The 25,461-nt window shown below is 59.5% G+C and carries 15 protein-coding genes, 1 other RNA gene and 2 pseudogenes; 7 read left to right on the top strand and 11 right to left on the bottom strand.

Annotated elements, in window-relative coordinates:
* Window positions 1-634: 634 nt before the first annotated feature.
* Together J5I97_RS18080 and J5I97_RS18075 are read right to left on the bottom strand one after the other, a co-directional pair.
* On the bottom strand, window positions 635-1,606 hold the full coding sequence (locus J5I97_RS18080; RefSeq protein ID WP_208588004.1) for an IS5 family transposase: 972 nt from the start codon (window positions 1,604-1,606) through the stop codon (window positions 635-637).
* Between the two features lie 276 nt (window positions 1,607-1,882).
* Window positions 1,883-2,951 (bottom strand): annotated as a pseudogene (locus J5I97_RS18075) (IS4 family transposase).
* Window positions 2,952-3,035: 84 nt separating this feature from the next.
* Here J5I97_RS18075 and J5I97_RS18070 point away from each other — a divergent pair.
* Window positions 3,036-3,110, top strand: a non-coding RNA gene (locus J5I97_RS18070) — sX9 sRNA.
* Between the two features lie 256 nt (window positions 3,111-3,366).
* On the opposite strand, the gene J5I97_RS18065 is transcribed toward J5I97_RS18070, so the two are convergent.
* From J5I97_RS18065 to J5I97_RS18025, 9 genes are all read right to left on the bottom strand, one after another.
* Complete coding sequence (locus J5I97_RS18065; RefSeq protein WP_208588003.1) at window positions 3,367-4,269, bottom strand: tetratricopeptide repeat protein; 903 nt, start codon at window positions 4,267-4,269, stop codon at window positions 3,367-3,369.
* Window positions 4,270-4,433: 164 nt separating this feature from the next.
* Window positions 4,434-5,063, bottom strand: a complete 630-nt coding sequence (locus J5I97_RS18060) for a hypothetical protein (RefSeq protein ID WP_208588001.1) — start codon at window positions 5,061-5,063, stop codon at window positions 4,434-4,436.
* Between the two features lie 78 nt (window positions 5,064-5,141).
* Window positions 5,142-5,318, bottom strand: a complete 177-nt coding sequence (locus J5I97_RS18055) for a hypothetical protein (RefSeq protein WP_208588000.1) — start codon at window positions 5,316-5,318, stop codon at window positions 5,142-5,144.
* A gap of 79 nt (window positions 5,319-5,397) precedes the next feature.
* Entirely contained in the window at window positions 5,398-5,655 is a 258-nt protein-coding gene (locus tag J5I97_RS18050) for a hypothetical protein (RefSeq protein ID WP_208587999.1), read from the bottom strand.
* A gap of 369 nt (window positions 5,656-6,024) precedes the next feature.
* Window positions 6,025-9,888 (bottom strand): LamG-like jellyroll fold domain-containing protein, encoded by a 3,864-nt coding sequence (locus J5I97_RS18045; RefSeq protein ID WP_371885886.1) that lies wholly within the window; start codon window positions 9,886-9,888, stop codon window positions 6,025-6,027.
* An 81-nt stretch (window positions 9,889-9,969) separates the two neighbouring features.
* Window positions 9,970-11,013, bottom strand: coding sequence for a pectate lyase (gene pelA / locus J5I97_RS18040; protein WP_208587997.1), 1,044 nt, complete (start codon window positions 11,011-11,013; stop codon window positions 9,970-9,972).
* Window positions 11,013-11,990 (bottom strand): pectinesterase family protein, encoded by a 978-nt coding sequence (locus tag J5I97_RS18035; protein ID WP_208587996.1) that lies wholly within the window; start codon window positions 11,988-11,990, stop codon window positions 11,013-11,015. The genes pelA and J5I97_RS18035 overlap by 1 nt, the downstream gene beginning before the upstream one ends.
* Before the next feature lie 13 nt (window positions 11,991-12,003).
* Window positions 12,004-15,201 (bottom strand): TonB-dependent receptor, encoded by a 3,198-nt coding sequence (locus J5I97_RS18030; RefSeq protein WP_208587995.1) that lies wholly within the window; start codon window positions 15,199-15,201, stop codon window positions 12,004-12,006.
* A 178-nt stretch (window positions 15,202-15,379) separates the two neighbouring features.
* Window positions 15,380-18,160 (bottom strand): TonB-dependent receptor, encoded by a 2,781-nt coding sequence (locus J5I97_RS18025; protein WP_208587993.1) that lies wholly within the window; start codon window positions 18,158-18,160, stop codon window positions 15,380-15,382.
* A 285-nt stretch (window positions 18,161-18,445) separates the two neighbouring features.
* Between J5I97_RS18025 and J5I97_RS18020 the strand changes: the two genes are divergently transcribed.
* The 6 genes and pseudogenes from J5I97_RS18020 (at window position 18,446) to J5I97_RS17995 (ending at window position 25,337) form a co-directional block, all read left to right on the top strand.
* Complete coding sequence (locus J5I97_RS18020) at window positions 18,446-19,468, top strand: sugar kinase (RefSeq protein WP_208587991.1); 1,023 nt, start codon at window positions 18,446-18,448, stop codon at window positions 19,466-19,468.
* Between the two features lie 157 nt (window positions 19,469-19,625).
* A pseudogene (locus J5I97_RS18015) lies at window positions 19,626-19,790 on the top strand (transposase); the annotation flags it as partial.
* Between the two features lie 151 nt (window positions 19,791-19,941).
* Complete coding sequence (locus J5I97_RS18010; protein WP_208587989.1) at window positions 19,942-20,403, top strand: hypothetical protein; 462 nt, start codon at window positions 19,942-19,944, stop codon at window positions 20,401-20,403.
* A gap of 524 nt (window positions 20,404-20,927) precedes the next feature.
* A complete protein-coding gene (locus J5I97_RS18005) occupies window positions 20,928-22,523 on the top strand; it encodes an N-acetylmuramoyl-L-alanine amidase (protein WP_208587987.1) in 1,596 nt (531 codons plus the stop codon).
* A 385-nt stretch (window positions 22,524-22,908) separates the two neighbouring features.
* Window positions 22,909-23,865, top strand: coding sequence for an IS30 family transposase (locus J5I97_RS18000; protein WP_208587985.1), 957 nt, complete (start codon window positions 22,909-22,911; stop codon window positions 23,863-23,865).
* Window positions 23,866-24,425: 560 nt separating this feature from the next.
* Window positions 24,426-25,337: a PDZ domain-containing protein gene (locus tag J5I97_RS17995; RefSeq protein WP_238135578.1), complete on the top strand. Its 912-nt coding sequence runs from the start codon at window positions 24,426-24,428 to the stop codon at window positions 25,335-25,337.
* The last annotated feature ends 124 nt before the right edge of the window (window positions 25,338-25,461 follow it).

The raw sequence follows: 25,461 nt of genomic DNA, 5'->3' as shown, positions 1-25,461 counted from the left end.
GCCTCCTTGACGAACAGGCCCCGCCGCCGGCCGGCGACGGGATGTCGGGAGGTTAGAAACCGCAGACAGACGGCGGGCGTATTTCCCCGAAGGGTGTTGTATTAGCCACCCTCCCGACGCAGGCATCGCGTCGGTTGCACCCCTTACAAACAGCTGCTTGTGACCCGTCAATAGCACAACAAAATCAACTCACGGTGTGTTTTTACGAATTGGCCCAACTGTAACTGACCCGCCGCCAATAGGGCTACCCCCACTACCCATACCGGAAAACCCGCCGCCGCCCTCTCCACTGCCGCTTCCACTTCCGCCACCGCCTTCTCTAGGAGGAGTGCGCGTCTGTGGCTGAACTGGACCGCCCAAAAAGTTAAGAGAATCGTTGTAAGTATAATCTACACAGCCAACACCGTTACAAACGGTAACTACGTTACCCACAGAAGTAATTGGTACCGTCCCAAGATGAATGCCCCGATCTTGAGCATTCGGAAGAAAAAACGAAGTGATGGCGTTTAGGGAAGGTCTGAACAACTCTCAACACCTAAAAATATCAGCATAGAGAGCGCCAGTAACGCGTAAATTGGGTATGTAAGACGAGATTTTGCGCTTATCTGGCGGCTTCAGCTGCCGCCGGACAGCATTATGCCTTGGCCGGCAATAACTGCCGGCGCACCATCCATAGATTGGATAGCGCAAACAGCGTCAGCACCTGCGCGTTATTCTTCGCTAGGCCGCGATAGCGGACCTTGACGTAACCAAACTGGCGTTTGATCACCCGAAATGGATGTTCCACCTTCGCCCGCAGGCTGGCCTTGGTGTGCTCCCAGCGCTGGGCCCACTGCAACTCGCGCGCGTTCTTGATCTGCTTGAGCTTGGACGGCTTCTCTGCAATCAGGTAGCGCAACTTGCGCTTGCGCGCCATCTCCGCGCGCTTGTCCAGCCCCGTGTAACCGCTATCCCCGCTGAGCGTGTCTTCCTTGCCATGCAGCAGCTTGTGCGCCTGGGTGATATCGGCAACGTTGGCCGCCGTGCATTCCACGTGGTGCACCAACCCGGACACATCGTCTACTCCAATGTGCGCTTTCATCCCGAAGTAATATTGCTTGCCTTTCTTGGTCTGGTGCATCTCAGGATCGCGCGCGTGGTCAGCGTTCTTGGTCGAACTGGGCGCAGCGATCAGGGTTGCATCGACGATCGTGCCCGAGCGCAGACTTTGACCCTTGCGCGCCAGATGCGCGTTGACCGCTTCCAGCATCCGCGCGGCCAGGCCATGGGTCTCCAGCAAACGACGAAAATTGAGAATCGTGGTCTCGTCAGGAACGTTGTCCAACCCACCGAGCTGGGCAAAACGCCGCAAGCTCGGGATCTCATGCAACGCTTCTTCCATCGCCGGATCGCTCAGCGCGTACCACTGTTGCAGTAGATGAATCCGCAACATCGTGGCCAGTGCGTACGGCTGCCGACCTGGCCGTCCCGACGCCGGATAGTGCGGTGCGATCAGCGCAAGCAACCGCTGCCACGGAACGACCTGCTCCATCTCGGCCAGGAAGATTTCCCGGCGGGTCTGCTTGCGCTTACCCAGGCCCTCGGCGTCACCAAACGTCAGTTGCATGGATCACTCCTCAACGTAGGTGTGTAGTGTCGCGCATCTGGGGGCGTTGTTCAGAGCTTCCTTAGAGTGGTTGATGTCGGTACTGGTGACCCCAGATCGCAATTGCCACATGTAAACGAGTAATGCTGCTGACCGACAGCAGCAATCGCAATGCCGACAGCGCCGAAAACCGAAGATATGGAAATTAAATAAAATAACTGCCTGCGTTTCGCAGATAAAAGAAAATTATCCAAAAATCCATTGGTAAGCATGCAAAGCCTAAGGTATCCCCAAGTTTTACACCGTAAGCATCATCTGCTCGCGCACTGCCGCAGGCAGTGCGCGCAAGCGCTCTATCCACAGTGAGACAGGCTCCATCGGCCAGTGCCTGATTAAGGCTTCTCGACCGATGCGTCGCGTGGAGTAAAGCTTGCGTGTGCTGTTGCGTGGAGACAGCCACTGGGCGATACCGGTAGCTTCGCATCCCAGCCCTGCCAACCAGCTGGCGAATGCAGCCAACGTATTGATCAACAGCAGGATCTGTAGTCGCTCGCCGCGTCGGGTCAAACTGTCTTCCAGCGCCTGGCCGTAGCGATGTGATTTCAGATCGCGAAATGCCAGTTCGATCTGCATCCGTCGTGCGTACACATTCACCAACTGCTTAGCGCTGGGTGCCTGCAGCTGCGGGGATGCAACGATCAACCAGGGCTCGCGCTCACGCGCCGCGGCCTTCAGACTCGATGACGCACGCGAGGCTTTGGCGGGTGAGCGGCGATTGCACTGTTTGCGCCCTTGCCGTGTCTTGGCGTAAACCACTAACCGGCAATCGAGTGGATCGCTGCGATTGGCCTGCATCGGCGGTAACTCGCAGGCACGATTGGACGCCAAAACGTGCCGTTTCCGGCTGTCGCTCCATTGCTCTGCCTCATCCGGCACGTTCTGCGGCTTGACTTGCGGGCGCCCGCGCAGTCGCCCAACCCAACACCAGCCCATGGCCGATACGGCGCGGAACCACGGTGTCCGGAAGCCGGCGTCAGTGACCAGGATCGGGCGAACATCGTCCGGAACCAGTGCCCTCAGTTGTTGCAAGAAGCGTTTTTCTGCACCAGGCGATCCCTGCTGCTTTCCTGGCACCACCATGTCCAGCAAGGTGAGCGTGCGGCCGCCCACCGGCACCGCTGCGCGCAGCAGACACCACGATTTGTCTGGCTTCAAATCGCTCCAGTCGATGACGATTACCGGTTGCGCGCCGCGCACGTTCGTGCAAAAACGCCTCAACCGCATGCAGCAACGCGCGTTCGCGCAACGCATGCATCCCGGACAGTGAGTTGGGCAGGCATTTCTGCAATACTTCGCTGGCGCGCATGGTCGTCAACCTTCTCTGGCTTAGAGTGGCTAACAAAACGACTGCGCAGCCATTAAGCGGGCGCGGCCGGTGCTCGGAATTTGCATTTACCACTCGTACACTGCGGTTGCTCTGCCCGTCCGCATCCACCTGACGACTGCTCGCTACGTTTTGTTAGCCGCTCTTAGAGCGGCTAACAAAACGACTGCGCTCACCGTCAGGCGGGCGCGGCCGGTGCTCGGAATCGGCATGTACTGCGCGCCGTCCGCACCCACCTGACGACTCTCGCTACGTTTTGTTAGCCGCTCTTAGTCACCTTGAAGAGTGCGCCATGCGCGCACTTTCTTCCAGACGATCATGTCGCAAGTGATTGATCTGCCAGGAGGAAATGTGGGGAAACCTCAGATGCAAAGCCCTTGTTTAAGATTAACGGATATTATTTGCAGCATGAATTGGCGATGCGCGCAGCCAACTCATTTCCTTGTGAGATTTGACTTCCGCTCAGTTCCTGCTCCCATTGTGCCAATACACTCCGTAAATGATCGTTTGGCTCAACGTTCTCTAAAACTTTGTAATAAGCATATGACTTAACCGGTGACTTTTCGGCCAGAACGCCGTTTTCATAGGCACGGCCTAGAGCCATGATTGCTTCCACGCTCCCCATGTCGGCTGCCTGGTTCAAATAGTTCATTGCCTTTTTCCTGTACTCAACGAGCTTTTCTGGATGCGATAAATACTCGGAGGGTGGCCCGATAACCGAGTCAGCATCCATCGCGTACAAGATCATGGCCTCCACAGACCCTTGCTCTGCCGCCTTTTGCAGCCAATTTCCTTGGGATAGTTCAGGATTTTCGGTTAAGCTTTTACATTCTTCAAAATTTTTTGAAATCGTTGCAAGGTAAGTTTTACCTGACCCTCTTTGACGGTAAAATTCCACAAGATCATCGGATGGAGGCTGTAATGTGGCGTTGCATTGAGATACGGCCAAATAAATGGCATACGTTGCTAAGGCGTCACCGGCCTCGGACTTTTTCAGCAGAGAATTGACATAGGCCAAAGCATCGCCAGGTGGGCGTTGTTCATTTCGAACGATAGAAAAAACCTTGCGCCCAATTGGCTTGACAACATTTGCATCAATTTTTCTTGATTCAATTAAATCGGTAATTTTGCTATAGGAAGTGTTGGATTTTTTATAAGTACTAGAGCTATCGCTGAAGCTTTTTACGGAGCTGGTGTCGCTGCCTAGCCCAGATATTCCTGAGTGATAATAATTGAATCTAATCAATGCGACACCAGCTACCGCGACCGCGACGCCCAGAGCGACGTATTTCCATTTCATCTTTATCCAATTTCCCCGGCGGAATCGACCGTGATCATGCCACTGCGAGCTAGGCCGCGCAACAAGCTCCGCGCTAAGGAATCTCTGAAACAACGCACTTCAAATGCGCGACACTACACATGAATTGCTAGGTCCCGCCAACTACGGCGAGCCTGCGGGACAACTCAAGCGACCCCAGCCTGTAGCCGTTCTAGCTTTCTCAGTTTGTTGACCAGAGTCCTAGCCCCGCTTGCATCCACAAATTTCTCGTACATAACAGTGCTGTCTCTGAAATGTAAATCGATTCGGTTTAGAACAGCCCGCAACGCCTCTAGCATCTGCTCCACGCGAGCCCTGCTTATGCCATTAAGAGGATCCAAATCTCGATTGCTGAGGTAGTCGTGATCTTGATGAGCAATGCGCTTGTTGCGATGCTCGCGGGAAAATTCGGCTGACTCCAACGATTTGTTGCAAAGTGATTGAACCTCAGCCCGCATCACTGTATCCATAATCAACGGAGGCAATGACTGTATTGTAAGGTTCTTTTTCTTGCCTGTTACTGTCGGATCTGTCATCCGCGAAATCCCAAGCAAGACACTGTCCCAAAGCTCGTCTTGCACGATCTTGAAGAACAAGCGAGCGGTTCGATTGAGCAAGTGAACCGTAGTGTCATCTTCAAACAGCTGGCGGTACTGCTGCCAAAGGACGTGAAGCTCGATCAATTTCCGGAAGAGCTCGTAGAAGCTAGCACCAAGCTCCTCTCCCATTGATGAGATGTAATCGGCACGTATTTTTTCCATAGATCGCGTGATCATCTGAGTGCGCCCTAATGTATGCAGGAAAACCGGGGCAGGTTGACTTCTTAAGTAAACTGACCCCGTTTTTTGGTTAGGTTAGGCCTTGTCGCGGATAAGAAGCGACTTGTGGTGCTCGGAAGCTTGAGCGAGCCTAGCTAGAATTGCTATGAAACAGCCTATGGCGATCACGCCGACCCCCATCGTTGCTTGACTAAGCGAAAGAACGCCAATTGCTACAGCAAGAATTGAAATGATAACGAGAGCGGTGACCATATTTTGGGTCCTTTACTTATCGACAGGAAAACGGTGTCAGGTTGACTTCTTAAGTGAACCTGTCCCCGTTTTTGTTCCTTTAGCTTCCTTTAGCTTCCTTAGCTGCTTTAACAGCTGCCTTCAATGCTGCGTCAGAGGCGCAAATCGCTATGAAATCTTCCCATCTAACCTTAATTCCATTCTCCTTCTTGACCCTTCCTTTACACCAGACCAGGCCGGTCATGGTTGCATAGCAATCGCCCAGCTGGTCTTTCCCGTCTCTTCCGCGCACCTCCAGCTCGATGCCTTTTTGCTTTACCTGCATTTCGACTTCGAGTGACTTGATCCAAACTTCCATTTCCTTCCCCTTGGCAGCGCATGATGCGCGATTTGATTCATATACCTGATTAGCCCCGACTCTCAGCCGCCAGTCGCACGTGTGCAGCCAACAAAGCGGTGCGGTGATTGGGCTTTTGGGGTTTTTCAGAGACGATTAAATATAGTGCAGATGCGGTGAAAGCTACAATATTCCATGCTTTTCTCAACATTGCTTCTCCCCCCGAAGAATTTGTGCGGCTTTGCCAGTAGCAGCTGATTAGCTACAGCGCGATTTGATCCTCGCCGAGTTTGGGGGCTGCGTCAATCTGCTTGAGCAACTGACGAAAACTCCGTCTACTTTTCCCTCATCCACCCTTCGGGCACCTTCTCCCGCAGGCGGGAGAAAGGCTTAAGGCTTGCCGGAATTACGGGTTTTTTGGGGCGTTATCACGTTGGTTGGCGTCAATAGTGGAAGCATATTGTTGCGTTCGGTAATCTCTGCCACCTCGCCCCCGATGATCAAGCGCAATTGCGCAGCTTGCTTGTTTGCCGCATTGGATAGCGGCAGACGTACCTGCGTTGTTATTGGGTGCAGATCGCGTGGGGCTGCTAGTGCCGGAAACGCCCCCCGCACCAACTCCCTCCCACGCGCATCCTCCAGCACCACAAACCCGGCCGGCGCATCGGCATGGCCGAGGCTATGCACCGTCACTTCGATAGCATCGGCGGTTACGCGCACATCGCCATAGCCGATACCCAGATCCGGGCGCAGCTCCACCGGGGTGGCTTCGGCAATGCGTTCGAGTTGCAGGAGGGTGGTGCGGCCTGCGGGGAATTCGATATCTAGCGAGGCACTTTTCTCGAAAGCCACCTCATGCGTTTTGCCTGCGCCGTCGATCTTGCCATCGTTATCGCGGTCCACGCCTTGGGTGATGCGCCATTGGCCCGGGGCGACGTTCCAGCCGGTCATACTGGCGCGCTGGGTCTTGTGGGAGGTGTTGTAGGCGATGACGGTGAAGCGCCCTTGCTGTGGGGCGGGGATGGCGATGGCGACTTGGGTGGCGGCTTCCGGGTCATTGAAGCGCCAGCTCACGGTGTGGCCGGGGTAGGTTTGATTGCGCTTGAGGGCCACGCCGCCCAAGCGGGCGCGTTGCAGGTTGACGGTGGGGGATTCGACACGGTCGCTCCACCAGTGGCCTTCGGTGTTCATGTAGAAGTTTTGCAGTTTCTCGCGGGCTTCGGCGCGGTAAATGGTGGCGAGATAATCGAGGTTGCCGGTCTGTTCCCAGGCCACATGGTGCGGGAAATCCGGGGTGCTGCCGTCTTGTTTTTTCACTGCGTCGATGAGCTTGCCGCTCCATGCGCTGCGCTTGCCCATGACATCGAGGACGTTTTCGTTGAGCAGTGCCAGGCCAGTGGGGCCGCTGTTGGCGACGCGGTAGTTAATCGGTTTGAGATAACGCGCCTCGCCGGTCCAGCGGTAGGCGGCCCAGAAGGTGTGCAAGGTGTCGGCGCCGCCGCTGCCTTCGAACAGTTCGCCGCCGCGGGTGTTGCCGGTCTGCCAGTTGATCTCGTTGGGTAGCGCCCAGTTGCCCTTGGCATTGGTGTAGGCATGAGCGAGATAACCGTCTGCCAGCCCAGTGACGATGCGGCGGCTGGTGGGGTCGGCGTTATAGCCGCCCAGCAGCAGGGCGGGGTGCACGATGGGGAAGGAGTAGGGCTTTTGCCATTGCCAGTTGGGTTCGCGGTAGACCTTGCGGCCGCCGAACCAGTTGCTGGCGAATAGCAGGTGCCCCTGCGGATTCACTTGGATAATGGTGTCGAAGGCTTCGACGGTTTGCATCAGGCGCTCGACGGTGCGCGGGTCGCCCCAGTTGAGATACAGCAGGGCGCTGTTGAGGTTGATGCCTTCTTCGTAGGAATGCAGTTCGTCGGTTTCGATGGTGGACAGGCCATTGGTGAACATGCCGTTGCGGTAGTTGGCATCGGACAGCGCCAGCATGGAGGCGTTGAGCATGTCCGGGTCCACGCCCATCAGGGCGACGCCGGGCCATTGCTGCACCAGATCCGAGTCGTCGGAAATGCCGCCGCCGAAATCGCCGTAGGCCACCTGGCGCTGGTCGATCCACCAGCGGATGTAGCGACGCGTGGCCTTGAGGTCTTCCAGCTGCCAGAACGCCCAGGCCGGTACGTCCTTGGGCACGGTGGGCATGTTCACGGGCAGCGTGCCCTGGTTGGCGTAGTTGATGTCGTTCCAGTACTGGCGGCCCAGCACGTGGTCCGGGTCCATGCGCAGCAGGTCGGTGATGTCGGCATCCAGCCGCTTGTAGAGCAGTTGGCGCTTGGAGGTGGTGTGTTCTTCGACCAGAAACCCCCAGTTGTCCTTGACCTGATTGAAGCGGTCGGCCGTGTGCTCTTCGATCGCTTCGGCGCGCGGTTTGAACACCAGCTGCAGTTGGGTGCCATCGAGTGCGTTGGCGTCGAAGCCGGGCGCGGCGGCGGCGATGCCGAGCATCAGGCTGTCGTTGCTGAGGATTCTGTCGCGCAGATCCAGCCACAGCGTGCGGGCCTGGCCGGGTGTGACCGCCACCGACACGTCGATCATGTCGCGTGCGGGCCAGATAGGGTCCTTGATGCGGATGTTGAGCGGGATGGTGCCGTTGTGGGTGGCCGGCAGGTTCAGCGCGGGCAGGGTGATGGCGATGCCGTCCAGGCCGTCGTGCATGTTTTCCCAGCCGTAGGACCAGCTGCGCATCAGCGCCTGATCCGGCGGCGGGTTACCCAGGCTGGACGGCACCAGGATGTGCACGATGGGGCGTTGCGCGCTGGTGGCGGCGCTGTTGTCGCTGGGGCGCTTGCGCGCGGGCGCCTTGGTGGGCAGCGCGACCACGCTCTGGCGCTCGCCTTGCGGGTAGCGGCCGGCAATGGTGGCGCGCAATGGGGCGAGGTTGTCGTAATCGGGCTGGATGTCGCTGCGTACGGTGTAGCGCAGTTGCGCGCTGCCAGTGGGCACCGTGCCGGGCTGTACGTTGTAGGCCCAGATTTCCTGGAGGGGAGTTTCCTGTGCGGTGTTGGCAAAGCGCAGCGTGCCGCCGCGGCGCTCGGCGAATTGGTGGACGCTGCGCACCACGCCTGGTTTGCGCGCGAACAGCGGATGCGGTTGTGCGTTGGGTGCGGCATAGGTGGCCTGGCCGTAGGCGGCGCCGCGTAGCTCGATGCGGTTGAAGTGTTTATCGGGCAAGCTGAGGTCCAGTGCCTTGCCGCCTTCGACATAGATGTTCCAGTCGGGCAGCTGGAAGTAGTCGTTGCGGCCCGGCAGGCGCGAGCGGTTGTAGACCCCGGGCCAGGTGGTTTCGGCGATGCCGTCGGTGGCCTTCCACATCCATTGCTTGAGGTCGCGTGCATCGTTGAATTCGACCTTGCGGATGCTGGTGACGTCTTCCTCCAGCGCTGGCGGTGCGTGGCCGTTGTCCCAGCCGTAGCGATGCACAAACGCGGCGTGTTGTCTCTCGATTGATGGAGCTTCGGCACTGGTCGGCTCTTGCAGGCGCGCGAGTGCAGCGGCGCCGCTGGCGTCGAGCATGCGGTCGTAGATGCGAATCTCGTCGAAGTCGCTGCCGCGCAGAAAGTTGTAGCGGCTCTGCACTTGATGCGGCGACATCACGCGCCCGGCCAGGCCGAATTGATCCAGTGCGGCGTCGAAGTCGAGCGCGCCGCCGTTGCTGCACGGCTGGCCGCACTCCACGCGTGCGGCCTGCTTGCCATCGACATACAAACGCACGCCGCGGGTTTCGTCCCAGGCCAAGGCGAGGTGGGTCCAGTCGCTGGCGGCAGGAGGTTTGTCGAGCTCGAACGAGACGCGCGTGCGCGCGAGGTTGGCGTCGGTGACGAATGCGTCGAAGCCGCGGCCGTTCCAGTCGATGCGCAGCCAAGCCATGTCCCAGCTGGTGTGATCGGCGTAGCCGACGCGGAAGATCACGAACGGTGCTTCACCCACCGGGTAGCGCGAACGCCAGAAGAACGCGAGCGTGCCGCGTTGGGTGTAGAGGTTACCGGGCGCATTCCACGACAGCACGCCGTCGTCGGCCCATTCGATGGCGTTACCGCGTTTGCCGCTGGGCACCAGGGTGATCTTGTCGCGGAAGTTGGGCACGCCGTCGCCGCGTGCGACATCGGCCTCCAGGCCGCGGTCGGCCGACACCCCGAACAACAGCTCCGGGGCAGTGGTGGTGGCCGCGCCCACCGGCAGCGCGGTCATGCACAGCAAAACCATCCAAAAGGTCGACACGCTCACCTCGTTCGATTCAAAAGCCAAAACAGCCGCCGCACGTATGGTGCGGTGGCTACGACAGCCTTACGGGCCGTTGGCCGTGCGCCACGTGGGAATCTCGTCCTTCAATATCTTGTCTGGCCAGATGCCGTGCCAGGCATAGCCCACGCGGCGTTCGTTGGGCACTTTCATATAGTCGGTCAAGGCCACGCCCTGGCGGTTGGCGTAGAGCGGACGCTGATGCTGCAAGTCGTAGAAACGTGCCCAGAGTGACGCACCCGGTTGCGCGACAAGAATCACGTCCTTGCCGGTTTCCTGGGTGGGGTCGTCGACTTTCCTTGTGGCCAGATCGTGCATACGGTGGGTGTCGAACCAACGCGCCGCAGCGTCCACCGCCCTTTTGATCCTGGCAGACGGGTTGTGCTGACGCATCAGAAAGCGCACGACCCCGACCGACTCGCTGGATGCCAATGAAGCGAGCTCATACGCACGTGCCTTGTCCGGGGTGAGCGTGACTTCGTCGTATTGCGCGCCCCAGATGGTGAGCGTGCCGCCGATCCTGACCTGGGTGGCGAGCACGCATTTCAGGCCTTTCCTGACTGCCCGACGTGCGCGTGCACCGTGGCTGGCACGCAGCAATGCGCCGGTGTCGCCCTTGCCCTGGCTGATGTCCTGCAGCAGGTTGAGCACGCGCACCATCGCCTCGTCGTTGTAGGTGATCTGGTGATGGTAGGACGACAGGTCCGGATAGAATTGCGGCCAGCCGCCGTTGGCATATTGCGCCTTGAATAGATAATCCACGCCGCGCTTGGCAGCGGCCACGTACTTGGCGTTCTTTTCGGTCTTGTAAAGGGTGGAGAGATAACCGATTTCGTAGGTGGTGGCCTTGTTGTCGATGGTGGCGTCGTCCTTGCGCCCCGGTTGCTGCAGTTCGGCGATTTCGGCGGCGGTGAAGGTGCGGGTGTAATCGACGGCGGCGCCTTTGTATTGCTTGGACCAGCCACCGGAGGCGGTCTGCAGCAACACCATGTTGTCGGCAATGTTGTCGGCCAATGCGGACAGCGGTGCCAGCAATAAAGCGCCAGCCAATGCGAGCGTGTACAGACCGAGCATGCGCGAACGCAGCATCAGAACGGCTTCCAGCTGCCGAGGATGCTGTTGCGATCCAGCGCGGCGGCTTGCGCGGCACTGAGCTGGCGCGACCACTGCACGCGGCGCGAGGCGTTGGCGCCGGCACCGGTGCTTTGGTATTCGCTAAAGCGGGCGGTTGCTTCATTGGCTGCGTTGCCCCAGTTGTTCCAGCCTTCCGGGACGATGTGCGCGCCCAGCTGGCTGTTGATGAAACTCACGCTGGCGTAGGGCCGCCATGGGCGCCCTAGAAACACCCGCGACACGCCGCTGGCGGCAGTGACGCGCGCATTGCGGAATACGAAGCCATGTGCGCTTCCCTGCCGGGTGGAAGCGGCGGTGATGTAGCTATTGCCCAGCGAATGTAGCTGCACGTTTTCGAACAAGGCCGTGCCGGCGCCGAATACAAAGTCCACCGTGCCTTCGACATAGCAGTCGAGAAAGTACGACAACTTCGCGCCGCGCAGATACAGCGTGTCTTGATAGCCAAGGAAGCGCACATTGCGGAATGCGGCGCGATCGCCATCCACACGCACCGCCACGGCCTGCCCAACCGGGCCTGCGTGGTTGCCCAAGCTCAGCTGCTCGGCAGTGAAATCGTTGCCGGCGATGATGACGCTGGACGAGCCGGAGGTTCCGTATTCCTTGCCGGTACGCGGATCGATGCGCGCAGCGTAGTTGTCGTAGGTAATGACGGTTTGCGTGGCGCCGGCGCCGATGAGCTTCAACGCGGGTGCGGTGGCGGGCAAGACCACCAACTCATGATACACGCCAGCGCCGATGTTGATCTGCGCGCGCTTACCGCCCTGCACTGCGGCATCGATCGCCGCCTGCACGGTGCGATAAGCGGCGCTGCCCTGCTTGGCCACGGTATAGACCGGGTCGGCCGCAAGGGCGACGGGACTGCACAGCCCCAGCACAGTGAGCAAGGAGTTTGCTGCCAATTGACGTAACACGGTTCTGCGATGCGGTTGCATGCTGTTCTCCCGGTCAAAATTTGTAGCGCGCGCCGATGTAGTACTGACGCCCGGTGACGGTGTACTTGTCGGGCAGTTGCAGCGTGGAATCGACGTAGCGGCGGTCGGCGGTGTCGAGCAGGTTGATTGCCTCCAACGTCAGAGATAGGTGGTCGTTGAGCTTGTAGGACATATTGAAATCCACGTTTTCCACGCTGTATTTGCCGGTCACATCGGCGGTGGCAAGCCGTGCGCCATCCAGGTCGTAGACGTCTTCCTGGGCGAGGATGTTGTTGATGTAGCCATCGCGATAACTGGTCGACACGCGCGCACTGAAGCGCCCGTCGTCGTAATAGACGGTAGCGTTGTAAGAATGCGGCGAGAGATTGAGCAGGTCGCGTTCGGTGGTGGTGGTGGTGATGCTGGTGTTGTTGTTGCCTGCGGTACTGAACAGGTAATCGATCTTGGAATCGACCTGGGTGTAGTTGAGCTGCACCCCGAAGTTACGCCAGAGACCGGGCAGAAAATCGAATGCCTGCTGGTAGGTCAGCTCGAAGCCCTTGAGCGGGCCGCCGGGCGTGTTGAAGTAGCTCTGCATATTGAAGATGGTTTCCGGAGTGAAACCTGCGGGCAGCAGATCCAGCGAATAGCCCATCGCCTCCCAGGTGGTGAGCACGCGGGTGCGCTGCACGTAGCTGTCGATGTCCTTGTAGAACACCGCCGCCGACAACAGCGAGCCTTCGCGAAAATACCATTCGGCGCTGAAATCGTAGTTGGTGGAGCGGAACGGGTCGAGCTTGGGGTTGCCCAGATTGATCGAAAAAAAGCGCCCGTCGTCGAAGAACTGGGTGGGCCCGCCACTGACGCTGGGCGACAGATACGCAAGCGTCGGGCGCGCCATGGTCTTGGCCGCACCCAAGCGCACTACCACCTCATCGCTGACATCCCACGACAGATTCAACGAAGGCAGGATGTCGCGGTAATGGTGGTTGACCGTGGTGGGCACCAGCAGGCGCTCGCCGGCGGCGGCGGTAGCGCTGGCCACACCGAAGAACGATTCACACTCAGACGAAATCGCGCCGGCAATGGTCGCCGTGCACGGTGCATAACCGCTGGCGGCGATTTGCGTCTGCACATAGCGCACGCCCAGGTTGCCACGCAGCGCGCGGCCCCACAGGTCGGTGTTGAAGTCCAGCTGCAGATAGGTGCCCAGGCTCTTTTCGTTGACGGCGAAGTTGTTGTTGGACGAGCCGAAGTGGCCGACATCGGCCAGGCGGTAATCGCCACCGGGCAGGCCGGTATCGCAGTTGCAATTGATATTGAGCAGGTCGGCGACTTTCTGGAAATCAGGAATCACCCATGTGGTGGGGACATTGCCGTTCAAACTGCGGCCAAAGCCATCCAGCTTGGTGCTCAGGTCGCCCACGCCCACGCCGACCGGCAATGCCTGCGCCAGTCGCCCGTAGGAAATATTGCGCGCCTCCGAGGTGTCCATGTCGTAGTTCTTGTAGGCCAGCCCGGTGCGAAAGGTGAAAGTGGGAGTGATGTTGAATTCCAGATCTACCTTGGCGGTGTCGAAGGTGTTGCTCACCGACTGCGGGTTGAGCCGCACCTCGCTGATATTGGTGCCGCGCGCAGTACCGTTGCTGTTGACCGGCACCGCGCCATAGCCCAGCCACTGCCAGTTGTTGGGGTCGGTCGCATCGAACGGAAACGTCATGCTGGGGTAATCGCCACCACTGCGCCGATCGAGTACGAAGCCGTCCAGATTGGTGTTGTCGAAACTCACCAGCGAAAATACCGGCCGCTGGTAATCGGAGGTTGAGTGGCCGACCAGTGCATTGACGCGTACCTGGTCGTTGACGCGGTGCTGCAGGTCCAGACTGAATTGCTTGAACTCGGTGGATTCTTCGATGCTGCTGGATTCGGTGCGGTAGTCGACGTTGTCGAACACGCCATAGACCAGGCGGTTCTGGTCGTCCACCTGCGCCTCGCGCACGACGATCTGCGTCTTGCCGCCGATGTTGGCGGTACGGTGCAGATTGGCGCCGACCGAGTCTTCGCGCTGGTCTTTGTCCAGTTTGGAATACAACATGTCGACGTTGAGCAACGTGTCGTCGCTGACCTTGAATTGCAGCGCGCCGGTCACGCCGAGCCGCTCGATTCGGTAATCGGTGCGGATGTAGCGCGGATAACGCGGAATCCATGCATCGGTGGCGGTTTCGTAGGCCTGGATGTTTTCCGGCGTGTTGGCCGGGCGGGCGATACCGGTGCCGCAGGTGGTGGCACTGATGCCGTAGCTGCCCCAGCCGTTGTTGCGGTCCTGATCGGCCTGCGAGCCGACGCCAGCGCGCGTTTCGTTGGACAACGGGTTGCGCGGTGTCTGCGGGTTGTAGCCCACCGGCGAGCAGAAGCCGTAGGTGCCGTTGTTGGTTGCGTTACCCTGGTTGGAGTTGCGGTAGTTGCCGTGCTCCCAGCGCACCGGGTTGTAGCCTTCTTCGTGCAGGTGGCGTTCGCTGTAAGCCACCGACATCAGCGCGCCGACGCGACCATCGGCCCAGATGTTGCTGAGCAAGCCGGAAAAGCGCGGATCTTTTTCGCGCGATAGATCGTTGTAACCGTATTGCGTGGAAGCGGCCGCTTCGAAGCCATCGAAGTCGAACGGACGCGAGCCGCGCAGGTCCACCGTTGCGCCGAGCGAACCTTCGTCCATCTGCGCGGACTGCGTTTTGCTGATGGTGACGCGGCTGAACAACTCCGAGGCGAAGATGTTGAAGTCGAAGCCGCGGCTGCGGTTGACGCCATCGCTACCGCTGCTGCCGGTGGTGGCGAGCGCTTCGAGCCCATTGATGCGCACGCGGGTGAAGTCCGAACCAAGGCCGCGCACGGAGATCTGCTTGCCCTCGCCGCCTTCGCGGTCGATCGACACGCCGGCGATGCGCTGCATCGATTCGGCCAGATTCAGATCGGGAAACTTGCCGATGTCTTCGGCATGGATCGCATCGACCTGCTCCACGCTGTAGCGCTTGGCATCGAGCGATTGCTGCAGGCTTTGGCGATAGGTGGCCTGCACCTGCACGCGGTCCATATCCACCACATCGGTGGTTGGTGCGGGAGCGGTCTGCGCAGCGGCACCGGTCGCGTGCGGCGCCAATACGATGGCCACCGACAAACCCACAACAGGCAAGCGAGCGGCCGCCACACCGACCGGACGACGCAAGGGGACATGCATGATGCGCTTACTCCATGGTATTGGCTGCAATGACGCGCTCAGCCTCCCGACAGGCCACCGGCGCGAACGAAATCGCGCCCATCGCGTTGCATGCATGCACGTCTGGCGAGCGCTTTGTGCAGTATGCGATCAAGCGTTGGCAAAGGCCGCTGCGCGTGTGCGTCGCGGCAGACGACGGTTAGAACTTGTAACGCAGGCCCAGCAGATACTGGCGGCCGGTTGCGGCGTATTGCAGCGGCAGCTGGCCGGTGCTCGGCGACCACACCCATTCCTCGGAGGCCTCGTTGGTGAGGTTGATGCCTTCCAGACTGAGCTCCAGCTGCTTGCTGATCTTGTAACGCAGCGAGGCGTCGAGGATGGTGGTGCCGGTCATGCCATGCACACCGTCCACATTGAAGCCGGTTTCCGCACCCGGCGCCTGGGTCAGGTAATCGTCGCGGTTGGTCGCCGACACACGCCCTGCGAAGGTTTCGCCTTCGTAGAACAGCGTGGCATTCCACGACGAGCGCGACAGCCCGAGCAGATCGTTCTTCATCACCGGCGTGCCGTTGCTGGCCAGGTACTGGATCTGCGAATCGACCCAGGTGTAGTTGAGCTGCGCGCCCAGGTTGGCCCACTTGCCCGGCAGGAATGTAAACGGCTGCACGTAGTTGGCTTCCATGCCCTTCAATTCGCCTCCCGGTGTATTGAGCGGGATGCTGAAGGTGAAGTCGTCGTTGACGGTGGCACCGGTGCCCTCCAGCAACGAGGCCGGCAGGCCGCTGCTGGAATACGGACGCACTTCGCGCGCGGTCTGGATGAAGCTTTCGATGTCCTTGTAGAACAGACCGACACCGAGCATGGCGCCTTCGTTGAAGTACCACTCCAGGCCGAGGTCGACGTTGGTGGCTTGGATCGGGTTGAGATTCGGGTTACCGCCGGCCACGGTGCGCGCACCGCCGGCGACGGCGACGGTCACGCCCGGGGTCAGGCTGCCCAGACCGGGGCGCGACATCACCTTGGCTGCGCCAAGACGCAACAGCAGGTCCGGGGTGAGCTCGGCGACCAGGTTGAACGAGGGCAGGGTGTTGTCGTACTTGCGGCCGACGGTGGTCTGTTCCGGTAGGTTGTTGATCAACGCATAGCCGGTGGATGCCTGCTCGGTGCGCACGTAGCGCACGCCGACGTTCCCCGACAGCGGCAGCGAGCCCAGGTCGGTGGAGAACTCGCCCATCACCCAGACGCCACGATCTTTTTCTTCGACGCTGCGGCTGTTGTTGACGCGCGATGCCACAGCGAAGGTGCCGCTGTTGCTGTAGATGCCGAACAGGTCGGCCACCGCGTCCAGATTGGGCACCACCCAGTTGGCGGGGCTGCCATTGATGCTCTTGAGCCCGGCCTGTTCGGTCAGATCCTGCGGGACGATCGTGGTGCCATTGGCGAAGCTCGGCACAGCCAGTTCATTGGATCGGCGCAGCTCCACGGTGCTGAAGGTGTAATTCTTGGCCAGCACCCCGCCCTTGAGGCGGAAGCCGGGGCCGATGTTCCAGTTGAAGTCGATCTGGCCGGTGTCGAAATCGTTGTCCACCGACTGCGGACGCAGGCGGATTTCGGACAGCTCCCAACCTGCGGCATCGGTCGGGTCGATGCCGTAGTTCAGCACCGGCGCGCGGTTGTTGCCGCGGTAGTCGTAGCTGTACCCGTCGACGTCGTACTTGTCCATGATGATGGTGGTCTGCACCGGGTTCTCGTGCGCCGAACGCGAGGTACCGACACGGCCGGAGATGCTGAAGGCATCGTTGAAGCGATGCTCCAGATCCAGGCTGATCTGCTTGAACTCGGTAGTCCACTCGTCGTGGCGGTTCTCGGAACGAATATCGACATTGTCGAATTCGCCGTAGACCAGCGCATTGTTGCGGATCTCGCCATTGCGCACGATGGTGGCCGGCTTGCCGTCGCGCGCCGGCTGGCGCGGGGTAAGCCCATCGCGATTACGGCTGAACGAGATCGCCTCGATGTAGTGCTCGTCGCGCGTGGCGTCGATCTTGGAATACAGCGCGTCCAGCGACACCGTGGTGCGATCGGTGGGCTTCCACTGCAGCGAGCCGGTAACGCCCAGACGCTGCTGGTCGTGGATCTGCTGAGTGTAACGCGGGAAGCGCGGGTGATAGACATCGGCAGAGCGCGCGGCGGCGAACGGCGAGGCGTCGCTGAAATTACCGTTGCTGGGGCCATTGGCCCACCGGCCGGTATTGGAGCCTTCTTCCAGCACTTCGCGCTCGGTGTAGGCCACCGACAGCAAGGCGCCGAAGGTGTTGTCGGCCCAGGTGTTGGCGATCAACGCGGCCACGCGCGGGTTGGCGCGCTCGGCCATCGCGTTGTAGGCGGCTTGGCCGCTGGCGGCGAAGGTAAAACCGTTGTAGTCGAACGCACGCGCGGTGCGCAGGTCGACAGTGGCTCCGAGCGAGCCTTCTTCCACATCGGCCGAGGCGGTCTTGCGCACGATCAGCTGCGAGAACAGATCCGAGGCGAACACGTTGAAGTCGAAGCCACGGCCGCGGTTGGTACCGCCGCTCTGGTCGCTGGCACCGACGGTGGTCAACGCTTCCATGCCGTTGATGCGCACGCGGGTGAATTCCGGGCCCAGGCCACGCACCGAAATGGCGCGGCCTTCGCCGGCCTCCCGGGTGATCACCACGCCGGGGATGCGCTGCAGCGATTCGGCCAGATTGAGGTCGGGGAACTTGCCGATGTCCTCGGCGACGATGGCATCGACCACGCCGGCTTGGCCGCGCTTGATGTCCAGAGCTTTTTCCACCGAGGCGCGGTAACCGGTCACCGTGACGGTGTCCAGGTCCACGACGGGCTCGGCGGGCAATTGGGCGGCATCTTGCGCAGCGACATGGCCGCTCGGCGCCAGGCCGATCGACAGTGCAAGCAAGGTAACCGGTGTCTTCCGGTTGATGATGCGAACTTGCATGTCCTCCCCTCCCAGGGGTCCATGAACAATGTGAAATGGCGGGACGTGAGTCGTAATGACACCGCTAGTCAAAACGACATTATCAGCTGAATCGCCGTTCAACATCTTGCAGCGCAGCAGAAAACGTCACCAAATCTGCACAAATGGGAACACGCGGTCACCCCTACGTCGCATCATGACCCTATCCACCGGCATTCAGTGCCCGCTAAAATGACACCGATGGTCATCCTGGCATGTTCCGGTGTCGCCACCCGTCCACGCACTCACACTTGAGGTAATTGCCGCATGCGTCGTGCCCGAATCCTGTGCTTTGGAGAGTTGTTGCTTCGCCTGGGGGCGCCTGCTCACGAGCTGCTATTGCAGCAGCCTCGACTGGAGGTGCATTGCGGCGGGGCCGAGGCCAATGTCGGCGTGTCGCTGGCGCATTTCGGCCACGAGGTGGCCATGGTGAGCACGGTGGCCGACAACCCGCTGGGTGCAGCAGTGCTGGGCGAACTGCGTCGGCACGAGGTGGACACCCGGCATGTGCGGCGAGTGGATGGCCGCATGGGTCTGTATTTTTTGACCACCGGTGCTATCCACCGGCCCAGCGAGGTGGTTTACGACCGCGCCGGTTCGGCGTTTGCGTTGGCGCCGGCCGATGCCTACGCCTGGCCGAGCCTGCTGCGGGGCGTGCAATGGCTGCATCTGTCCGGGGTCAGCCCGGCGCTGGGCGCCGAGGTTGCGCAGGCCACGCTGGCCGCAGCGCGCGCGGCACGTGCCGCCGGGGTCAAGGTCTCGTTCGACGGCAACTACCGGCCCACGCTATGGCAACGCTGGCAGGGCGATGCGCGCGGCATCCTGCATCGGTTATTCGCCTGTGCGGATGTGGTGTTTGCCGATTACCGCGACATCGGCGTAGTGCTCGGTGGCGAGTTTGCGCAGGACACGTTGCAAGCGCGTGTGCAAGCGGCTGCGCAGCAGGCGTTTGCTGCGTTTCCGCACCTGCAGTTGATGGCTTGCACGCAACGCGTAGCGCATAACGTGGACCATCACAGCCTAGGCGCGATGCTGGTGCCGCGCGACGGCGACGTGGCCCGTGCGCCAAGCGAAGAATTGACCCCGATCATCGACCGCATCGGTGGCGGCGACGCGTTCGCAGCCGGCGTGCTGCATGGCCTGATCGAAGGCTGGTCGCTGGATGACACGGTGCGCTTCGGGCTGGCCGCCGGCTGTTTGAAGCACTCGATTCCCGGCGATTTCAATCCGCTGTCGGTGGCCGATGTGCAGGCCTGTGTGGGGGATGCGCGGTTCGATGTAAAGCGGTGAGGGGCGGGGATTGGGGAGTCGTGATTCGTAAAGGCGTTTTCGCGTCACGGTGGATCTGGCGAACCTTGGATCGCCAGACACGCCTGGCTGCGTGTGACCTGCTACCACTGAGCCGTACCAGTTGAAGCTGTAAAGTCCGTTACCCAAGAGGACGGACATGAAGAAAAGCAGATTCTCCACCGAGCAGATCATCGGATTCATCAAGCAAGCCGACGCGGGCATGGCCGTTGCCGAGTTGTCACGCCAGCACGGCTTCAGCCCGGCCAGCTTCTACCAATGGCGGGCCAAATACGGCGGCATGGAGGCCGAAGACGCCAAGCGATTCGCCCTGTCATTACTGTACTGTTTAATGCAAATAAGCTAACTAAATAAGCTGATATGTTAGTTTTTAAGGTGTACCATTCTTAAATGGCATGTTTGATTGTTAGTATTATCTCATTCGAGAATTCGGCTGAAAGTAGGAGTTAACTAACATGGATCACTTCGAAGGCGTGGTGCTCGATTACCTCCGAGCGGATCGCGCGCTGTTCGTTAACAGCCAGTGCTGCATCCAGCTCAATGAAGGCGCCAACCCGGATACCAGCGGCCCGCATTGGTATTGCGATGCGGTCGCCGTGAGCTTCAAAGAGCAGGCCGCCTACCTGTGCGAAATCACCTATGCGGCTAGAGCGCCCTCGTTGCTCGGTCGGCTGAGAGCTTGGAACGAGCACTGGGAAGGGGTAACGGCAGCGCTGGTGCGGGACAGCGGCGTGCCAGCGGGGTGGTCCGTTAAGCCCTGGCTGTTCGTGCCGCAGGCTCACGCGGAGCGCCTGAAGAGCAGCTGTGCATCGCTGGGCACACTACCGAGCCCGCGAATCGCGTTCCTTGAGGATGTTGTTCCCTGGCGTTACCGGTCTTGGAATCGGGGTGCCTACGAAGACCAGGCCGAACAATGAGCGCCCGGCTTCAGCTGAGCCAGCTTCAATGGGTTATTCAATGCCCATCAATCGTGGACAACGACAGGCTCAGACTTTCCTGACAACCCAAGGGGTGTGAAACCTATGGGTTAAGAAGCTTCCGAAGCACAATCTGATTCTGCCGGACGCGGGACCGATGGTCGCTCACCTCGCGGGACGCTTGAGCAGCGTCAAGCCGGCAACCAGAGTATCTAGGGTAGAGATCGCGCGCCTGGGCAGCGGCTAGTGACCATCCAAGGCGCCTCAAACTGAGTTATGCTCCGGCCTTGGGCCTATTAGATATCGTGTTTCGTCAGTTGCTTGCGACAAAATTTTTAGTCCGCCGCTTGTCCATCAGACTCGAACAGGGATGATGGATGGAGCGGGGCACGTATCGATTCCTGGTTGCATCGGCGTGCTCACAAATGTGCGCACGGCTTGTCATTCCTGGGAAATTTGAAGGAGCAGGGGGGAACGACGGCCTCTCGTTTGGAGGTCAGAAAGACAGGAAAAATGGAAGGTCCATGATGCGCGCAAGATATGGAAAGAAGTTGGTGATGTGTGTGGTGGGAACTGTGCTGAGCTGTATGTTTAGCGCAGGTGCTTATGCGCAAGCGGGGGTGAGTTCGGATGTTCCTGCACTCACTGCTCAGAGTAGTCGAGCTGTCGCTAAAGAAATCGAGCCAGCGCTGCAAAGGTTTGTTGACCAACAAAAGCGCTTGCCAACCCAGGCCAAGCAAGTACTGGTGAAGGCCACTCCAGACCCTGTGACGGGGATAGTGTGGATTGACCTCGATTCCGGCTATTTGCCAAAGGATGCTCCGGTCTTTACGGAGGATTTCGGTGCTCTGGTTAGAGATATTGAAAACGAAGGCTATGAGCTGATAGCGGGGGTGGTGAAGTTTCGTTACATCAAGGTGCGCATCGGCGGCAAGGAGATCAATGAAATCTATCCACCGGAGCACTTGAAGAAGAAAAGAGCAGGGGCGAGCACAAGTGCTGCCGCTGCTCCTGTAGCGGGGTTGGTTGTTCTAAATCCAGGGCATGGGAAATATCTCAACCACTCCGACGAAACATGGCGCTATCAACGCCCGACGCCCTACGTTGGGACCACTGATATCTATGAAGATACCGTCACGCCAGGCTATTCCTCAATGCTTGCAAGTCTGCTGACGGAGCGAAGTGCCAACACTGCAACCAGCATCAAGCACACGCGCGATATAGGCAACACCAACGTGGACCCCGAGAGCGGCTTGGCTTGGGCTGCACTCGGGGCCCGTTACTACTTAAAGCGGCTCTACCCTGCCTTAGGTGCAACCATTTGGAATAAATTTCCAAATGGCTCTCTTTCGCGGAAACAGCCGGACAGGGCTAACCTTCGCGAATACGACGATGACATTCGGGCTAGGCCGGAATACGCAAATTATCTCAATGCTGAGACGTTGATTTCGCTACATACCGATGCTAGTGACAATGTTTCCGCGCGTGGCGCAACCGTCATCGCCAACATAAACGACGCTGATTCAAATCAGCTTGGGTTGAATATCCACTGCTACGTCACCGAGCAAATTCGACAGCTTCCCGCTTACTCCACATATCCAATTCGACCAGGCGTTAGAGATGGTGCTAACTACGGTGAGGTCCGAGAGGCATCAATGCCGACGGCTCTTATCGAAGTGGGCTTTCATAGCAATGCTGACGACTCGACAGCCCTCCGAAATTCGGTTTTTCGTGCTGCTGCCATGCGTGGCGTTGAAAAGGGTTATAGGACATTTAAGGCAGGTGAGACCACATGCTTGCCCTTCAAGATTGCGTCCATCCTCACAGCCTCTGGCAAGTTTCGGGTTCGGTTCCCGGTGCCAGTCACACTTCAGGGCCATCCACGGTTTCCGGTCACTGTGGTGACTGTTCCCGTCAGCTGTCCTTCGACTTGGACGTGCGGTAGTAAGACAAACTCGTTTACAAAGGCGGTTGATAACGTGGTCACCCCTACGTATTACTGCGATGCTTCAAGCACCAAGCCTGCGGCAAGCTTCAAATGGAAAACAACTGTCAAAGATGCGGATGGTGTGGTGACAGCTGTCGTCGAGCACATGACTTCCTGCTCTGCGGGAACGTAAGCCGCGCTCGACATATCACTGCTGCACAGAAAGGGCCGCAAGGCTCTTTCTGCTTGCGAGAGCATCTGAGGCCATCGGCGCGGCCCTATTCAATCCTCTGGATGGATATGCACTTCTAATACGCAGGAACGCGGTCGTCGGCCAATTTGCTATGGCCCTATTGTCGCCAAGCCGCGGCCAAGCAATCACCTCCTGGCATCAAGCGAGCCCATCCATCCGCTTTCTGTTCGGCTTGCAAGCCTTGTAGGGCAAGCATGGTGCTGTCTCCACCAGCGCTGTGCCTCTGAAAGGGAAGGCGGCTTCAACTCTGATTCGCAACACCAACGGTTGTGACGTGGTCCAGGCGAGCTGACCTGAGCGACTTCACCGCCAAGTGGAGTTGCTCATGCCATCCAGCCGCCTGGACCTGTCAGAACGATACCGTTTGCATGCGTTATATGAAACCGGGATGTCGATGCGCGCCATCGCCGATGCGTTGGAGCGCACGCCCAGCACGATCAGCCGCGAACTGCGCCGTCACCGGCACGCTCGGCAGTATCTGCCCGATCACGCGCAGCGCATCAGCGAGCATCGGCGCACACGGGCCAGCCGGCGTCCACGCATCGACGCTGAGCGCATCGCCCGGATCGAGCTGTTGCTGGGCGAGGACTTCAGCCCGGAACAGATTGCCGGTCGCACCGGCCTTGCCAGTCGCGAATGGATCTATCGGCACATCTACGCCGACCAGAAACGCGGTGGTCGGTTGTTCACGCATCTACGTAAACGCCGCCGCAAGCGCCGGCGGCGGGGCGTGCGCGATGGCCGCGGGCAGCTGACACATCGACGCAGCTGGACACAGCGCCCAAGCGTGGTGGAGCAACGCAGCCGCATCGGTGACTGGGAGCTGGATACCATCAGGGCCTCACACGGAAAAGCCGTGGTGGTCAGCATGACCGAACGCCGCAGTCGCCTGCATCTGCTGGCTTACTCGCCTGACGGCACCGCCGAGAACGTACGCAACGCCATCGTCCAGCGCCTGGGCCGCCTACGCCACACGGTGCACACCCTCACCGCCGACAATGGCAAGGAGTTTGTTGATCATCGGCTCATTGCAGCCTGCTTGCAGAGTGATTTCTACTTTGCAGATCCGTACTGCGCATGGCAGCGAGGCAGCAACGAAAATGCCAACGGGTTGACGCGCCAGTACTTGCCACGACAGACCGATTTCAGCACCATCGCCGATGCGCACCTACGATGGATCGAGCAGCGGCTCTACAATCGTCCGCGCAAGATACTCGGATTCAAAACGCCCCTCGAAGTCTTCTTCGAGGAGATTCTTAACAGCGTTGCGAATCAGAGTTGAATTCGCCGTGCCTCATTCATTGGCCTGAGTAGTGCAAATGCTGATCCGGACAGTTCGATGCCATGGTGATAGAGGAGCGAATTGATGCTCGCAGCATGATCGAATGAGACCCTGAGCAGCGTCCATGCCACCATATATTTATTGGGCAACCCAGCTGGCAGACTAAGCCGGCTGGCGAGCACACCCGCAGCATTCAAGGTTCCCGCAGTTCGCTTGGCGTAGTCTTGGATTGAAGTAGGGGGATTGCTTAGATTGTTCATTTCACCGCCTAAGCACTTATCGGAAGAAGTAAGTCACCATTCCCCGGACGTCAAGCTCAACGTCCTCGCGATCCAGTATTGCAGTGTTGTCCGGGTTACCGGGTTGTACTTCACACCGGCCAGCGCGCTGGCGCAGCTGCTTGGCGTTACCCCGCTCCCCACCGTTCAGTTTCCCGGGCCTGGCTGTTTGCTTCGGTCTACAAGAGCGTGTCGGCGGGCCGCCCCCGACCTGTGTAGTTTTAGTTAAACCGGCTACTATTGCGGGGATGCTTAACGTCTAATGCTCTAGGGGGAGCGCACATGACCATTTACAGGCTGATATTTCTGCTGGGTTCCATCGTCCTGCCGTTCACTGCGGCTGGTTCCCAGATGCTCGCTGTGACTCCCAGCGGTACGCCGGAGGCGGTGTTCTCAGGCAAGGCGTCAGTGGCGGTTTCGCGCTTGTCGAGCAAATGTATGGACGTCCAGTGGACGGTCGTAAGCAGCAGCGATACAGAAGTTGTTTGCGAGTCGCCCCTGAGCACTGGCCAGTCCATCATGGGGCAGATGCTGCTCGGGAACAGCTACTCCACACCCCCGCGGCGTTTCTTCCGCTTCAACGTCAGTGAGATTTCCGGAGTATCACGCGTCCAAGTCTCGGGTTGGCTGGAAACCCAGATGGCATTCGGCCAGATGCAGCGTGCTCCTTTCTCCGGGGCTGATTTCCATAACGGCATCATGAACTTCCTGATCAGCGCTGGAGGCTCGTTTCCCGCAGGAACGACCTTCCCTAACCACGCCATGCTAGGAGTCTTAGGGCAAGTGGCTCCACGCGGCGGGCACGCGGGCTACGTGGTGAGAGAGGTGACGCCGGGTGCAGCTGCGGACCGCGCGGGCGTCAAGGCAGGAGACGTCATTACTTCAGTGGCCGGAAAGAAGTTTAAGACCGAAAGTGATTTCTTGGGCTGCTTGGAAAAAGCGACCAAGACACCGACCTATCAGCTCGAAGTGATGCGCAGCGACTCTGCACTTGCGTTCACCGTCGAACGTGATTACCGCCCCACGGCGACTCAGGTCGTCAACGCGGTAGAGGAGCCCGCAGATGCACCGGCCCCTATCGCAAAACCCCTATCGGTCGCCGACGAGCTGGCGAAGCTTCTGAAGCTGAAGGAGCAAGGCGTCTTGACCCAAGTCGAGTTCGACGCTCAAAAGAGCAAGCTGTTGAGCCAATGAGCGTGGGGCGTGGCTGGTCCGGTGTTTAGCTAGGCAGCTCGCCTGCCACGGGCCTAGTCTTACCGTTTCTCGTTTCCATGCTTGCCAGATGCGGATGTCGGACTTAGCGTAAGCTAAAATTGAT

It is taken from the genome of Xanthomonas fragariae (assembly GCF_017603965.1).
Lineage (GTDB): Bacteria > Pseudomonadota > Gammaproteobacteria > Xanthomonadales > Xanthomonadaceae > Xanthomonas > Xanthomonas fragariae_A.
Note: the sequence above shows the minus strand (reverse complement) of the source record. Positions and strands in the feature narration are given on the sequence as shown.

What these genes read in the sequence shown, in the direction of transcription:
- J5I97_RS18065 (WP_208588003.1), bottom strand. Translation starts at nt 4,269, where the DNA reads ATGAAATGGAAATACGTCGCTCTGGGCGTCGCGGTCGCGGTAGCTGGT.
- J5I97_RS18080 (WP_208588004.1), bottom strand. Translation starts at nt 1,606, where the DNA reads ATGCAACTGACGTTTGGTGACGCCGAGGGCCTGGGTAAGCGCAAGCAG.
- J5I97_RS18060 (WP_208588001.1), bottom strand. Translation starts at nt 5,063, where the DNA reads ATGATCACGCGATCTATGGAAAAAATACGTGCCGATTACATCTCATCA.
- J5I97_RS18005 (WP_208587987.1), top strand. Translation starts at nt 20,928, where the DNA reads ATGATGCGCGCAAGATATGGAAAGAAGTTGGTGATGTGTGTGGTGGGA.
- J5I97_RS18035 (WP_208587996.1), bottom strand. Translation starts at nt 11,990, where the DNA reads ATGCAACCGCATCGCAGAACCGTGTTACGTCAATTGGCAGCAAACTCC.
- J5I97_RS18030 (WP_208587995.1), bottom strand. Translation starts at nt 15,201, where the DNA reads ATGCATGTCCCCTTGCGTCGTCCGGTCGGTGTGGCGGCCGCTCGCTTG.
- J5I97_RS18045 (WP_371885886.1), bottom strand. Translation starts at nt 9,888, where the DNA reads ATGGTTTTGCTGTGCATGACCGCGCTGCCGGTGGGCGCGGCCACCACC.
- J5I97_RS17995 (WP_238135578.1), top strand. Translation starts at nt 24,426, where the DNA reads ATGACCATTTACAGGCTGATATTTCTGCTGGGTTCCATCGTCCTGCCG.
- pelA (WP_208587997.1), bottom strand. Translation starts at nt 11,013, where the DNA reads ATGCTGCGTTCGCGCATGCTCGGTCTGTACACGCTCGCATTGGCTGGC.
- J5I97_RS18010 (WP_208587989.1), top strand. Translation starts at nt 19,942, where the DNA reads ATGGATCACTTCGAAGGCGTGGTGCTCGATTACCTCCGAGCGGATCGC.
- J5I97_RS18020 (WP_208587991.1), top strand. Translation starts at nt 18,446, where the DNA reads ATGCGTCGTGCCCGAATCCTGTGCTTTGGAGAGTTGTTGCTTCGCCTG.
- J5I97_RS18000 (WP_208587985.1), top strand. Translation starts at nt 22,909, where the DNA reads ATGCCATCCAGCCGCCTGGACCTGTCAGAACGATACCGTTTGCATGCG.
- J5I97_RS18055 (WP_208588000.1), bottom strand. Translation starts at nt 5,318, where the DNA reads ATGGTCACCGCTCTCGTTATCATTTCAATTCTTGCTGTAGCAATTGGC.
- J5I97_RS18025 (WP_208587993.1), bottom strand. Translation starts at nt 18,160, where the DNA reads ATGCAAGTTCGCATCATCAACCGGAAGACACCGGTTACCTTGCTTGCA.
- J5I97_RS18050 (WP_208587999.1), bottom strand. Translation starts at nt 5,655, where the DNA reads ATGGAAGTTTGGATCAAGTCACTCGAAGTCGAAATGCAGGTAAAGCAA.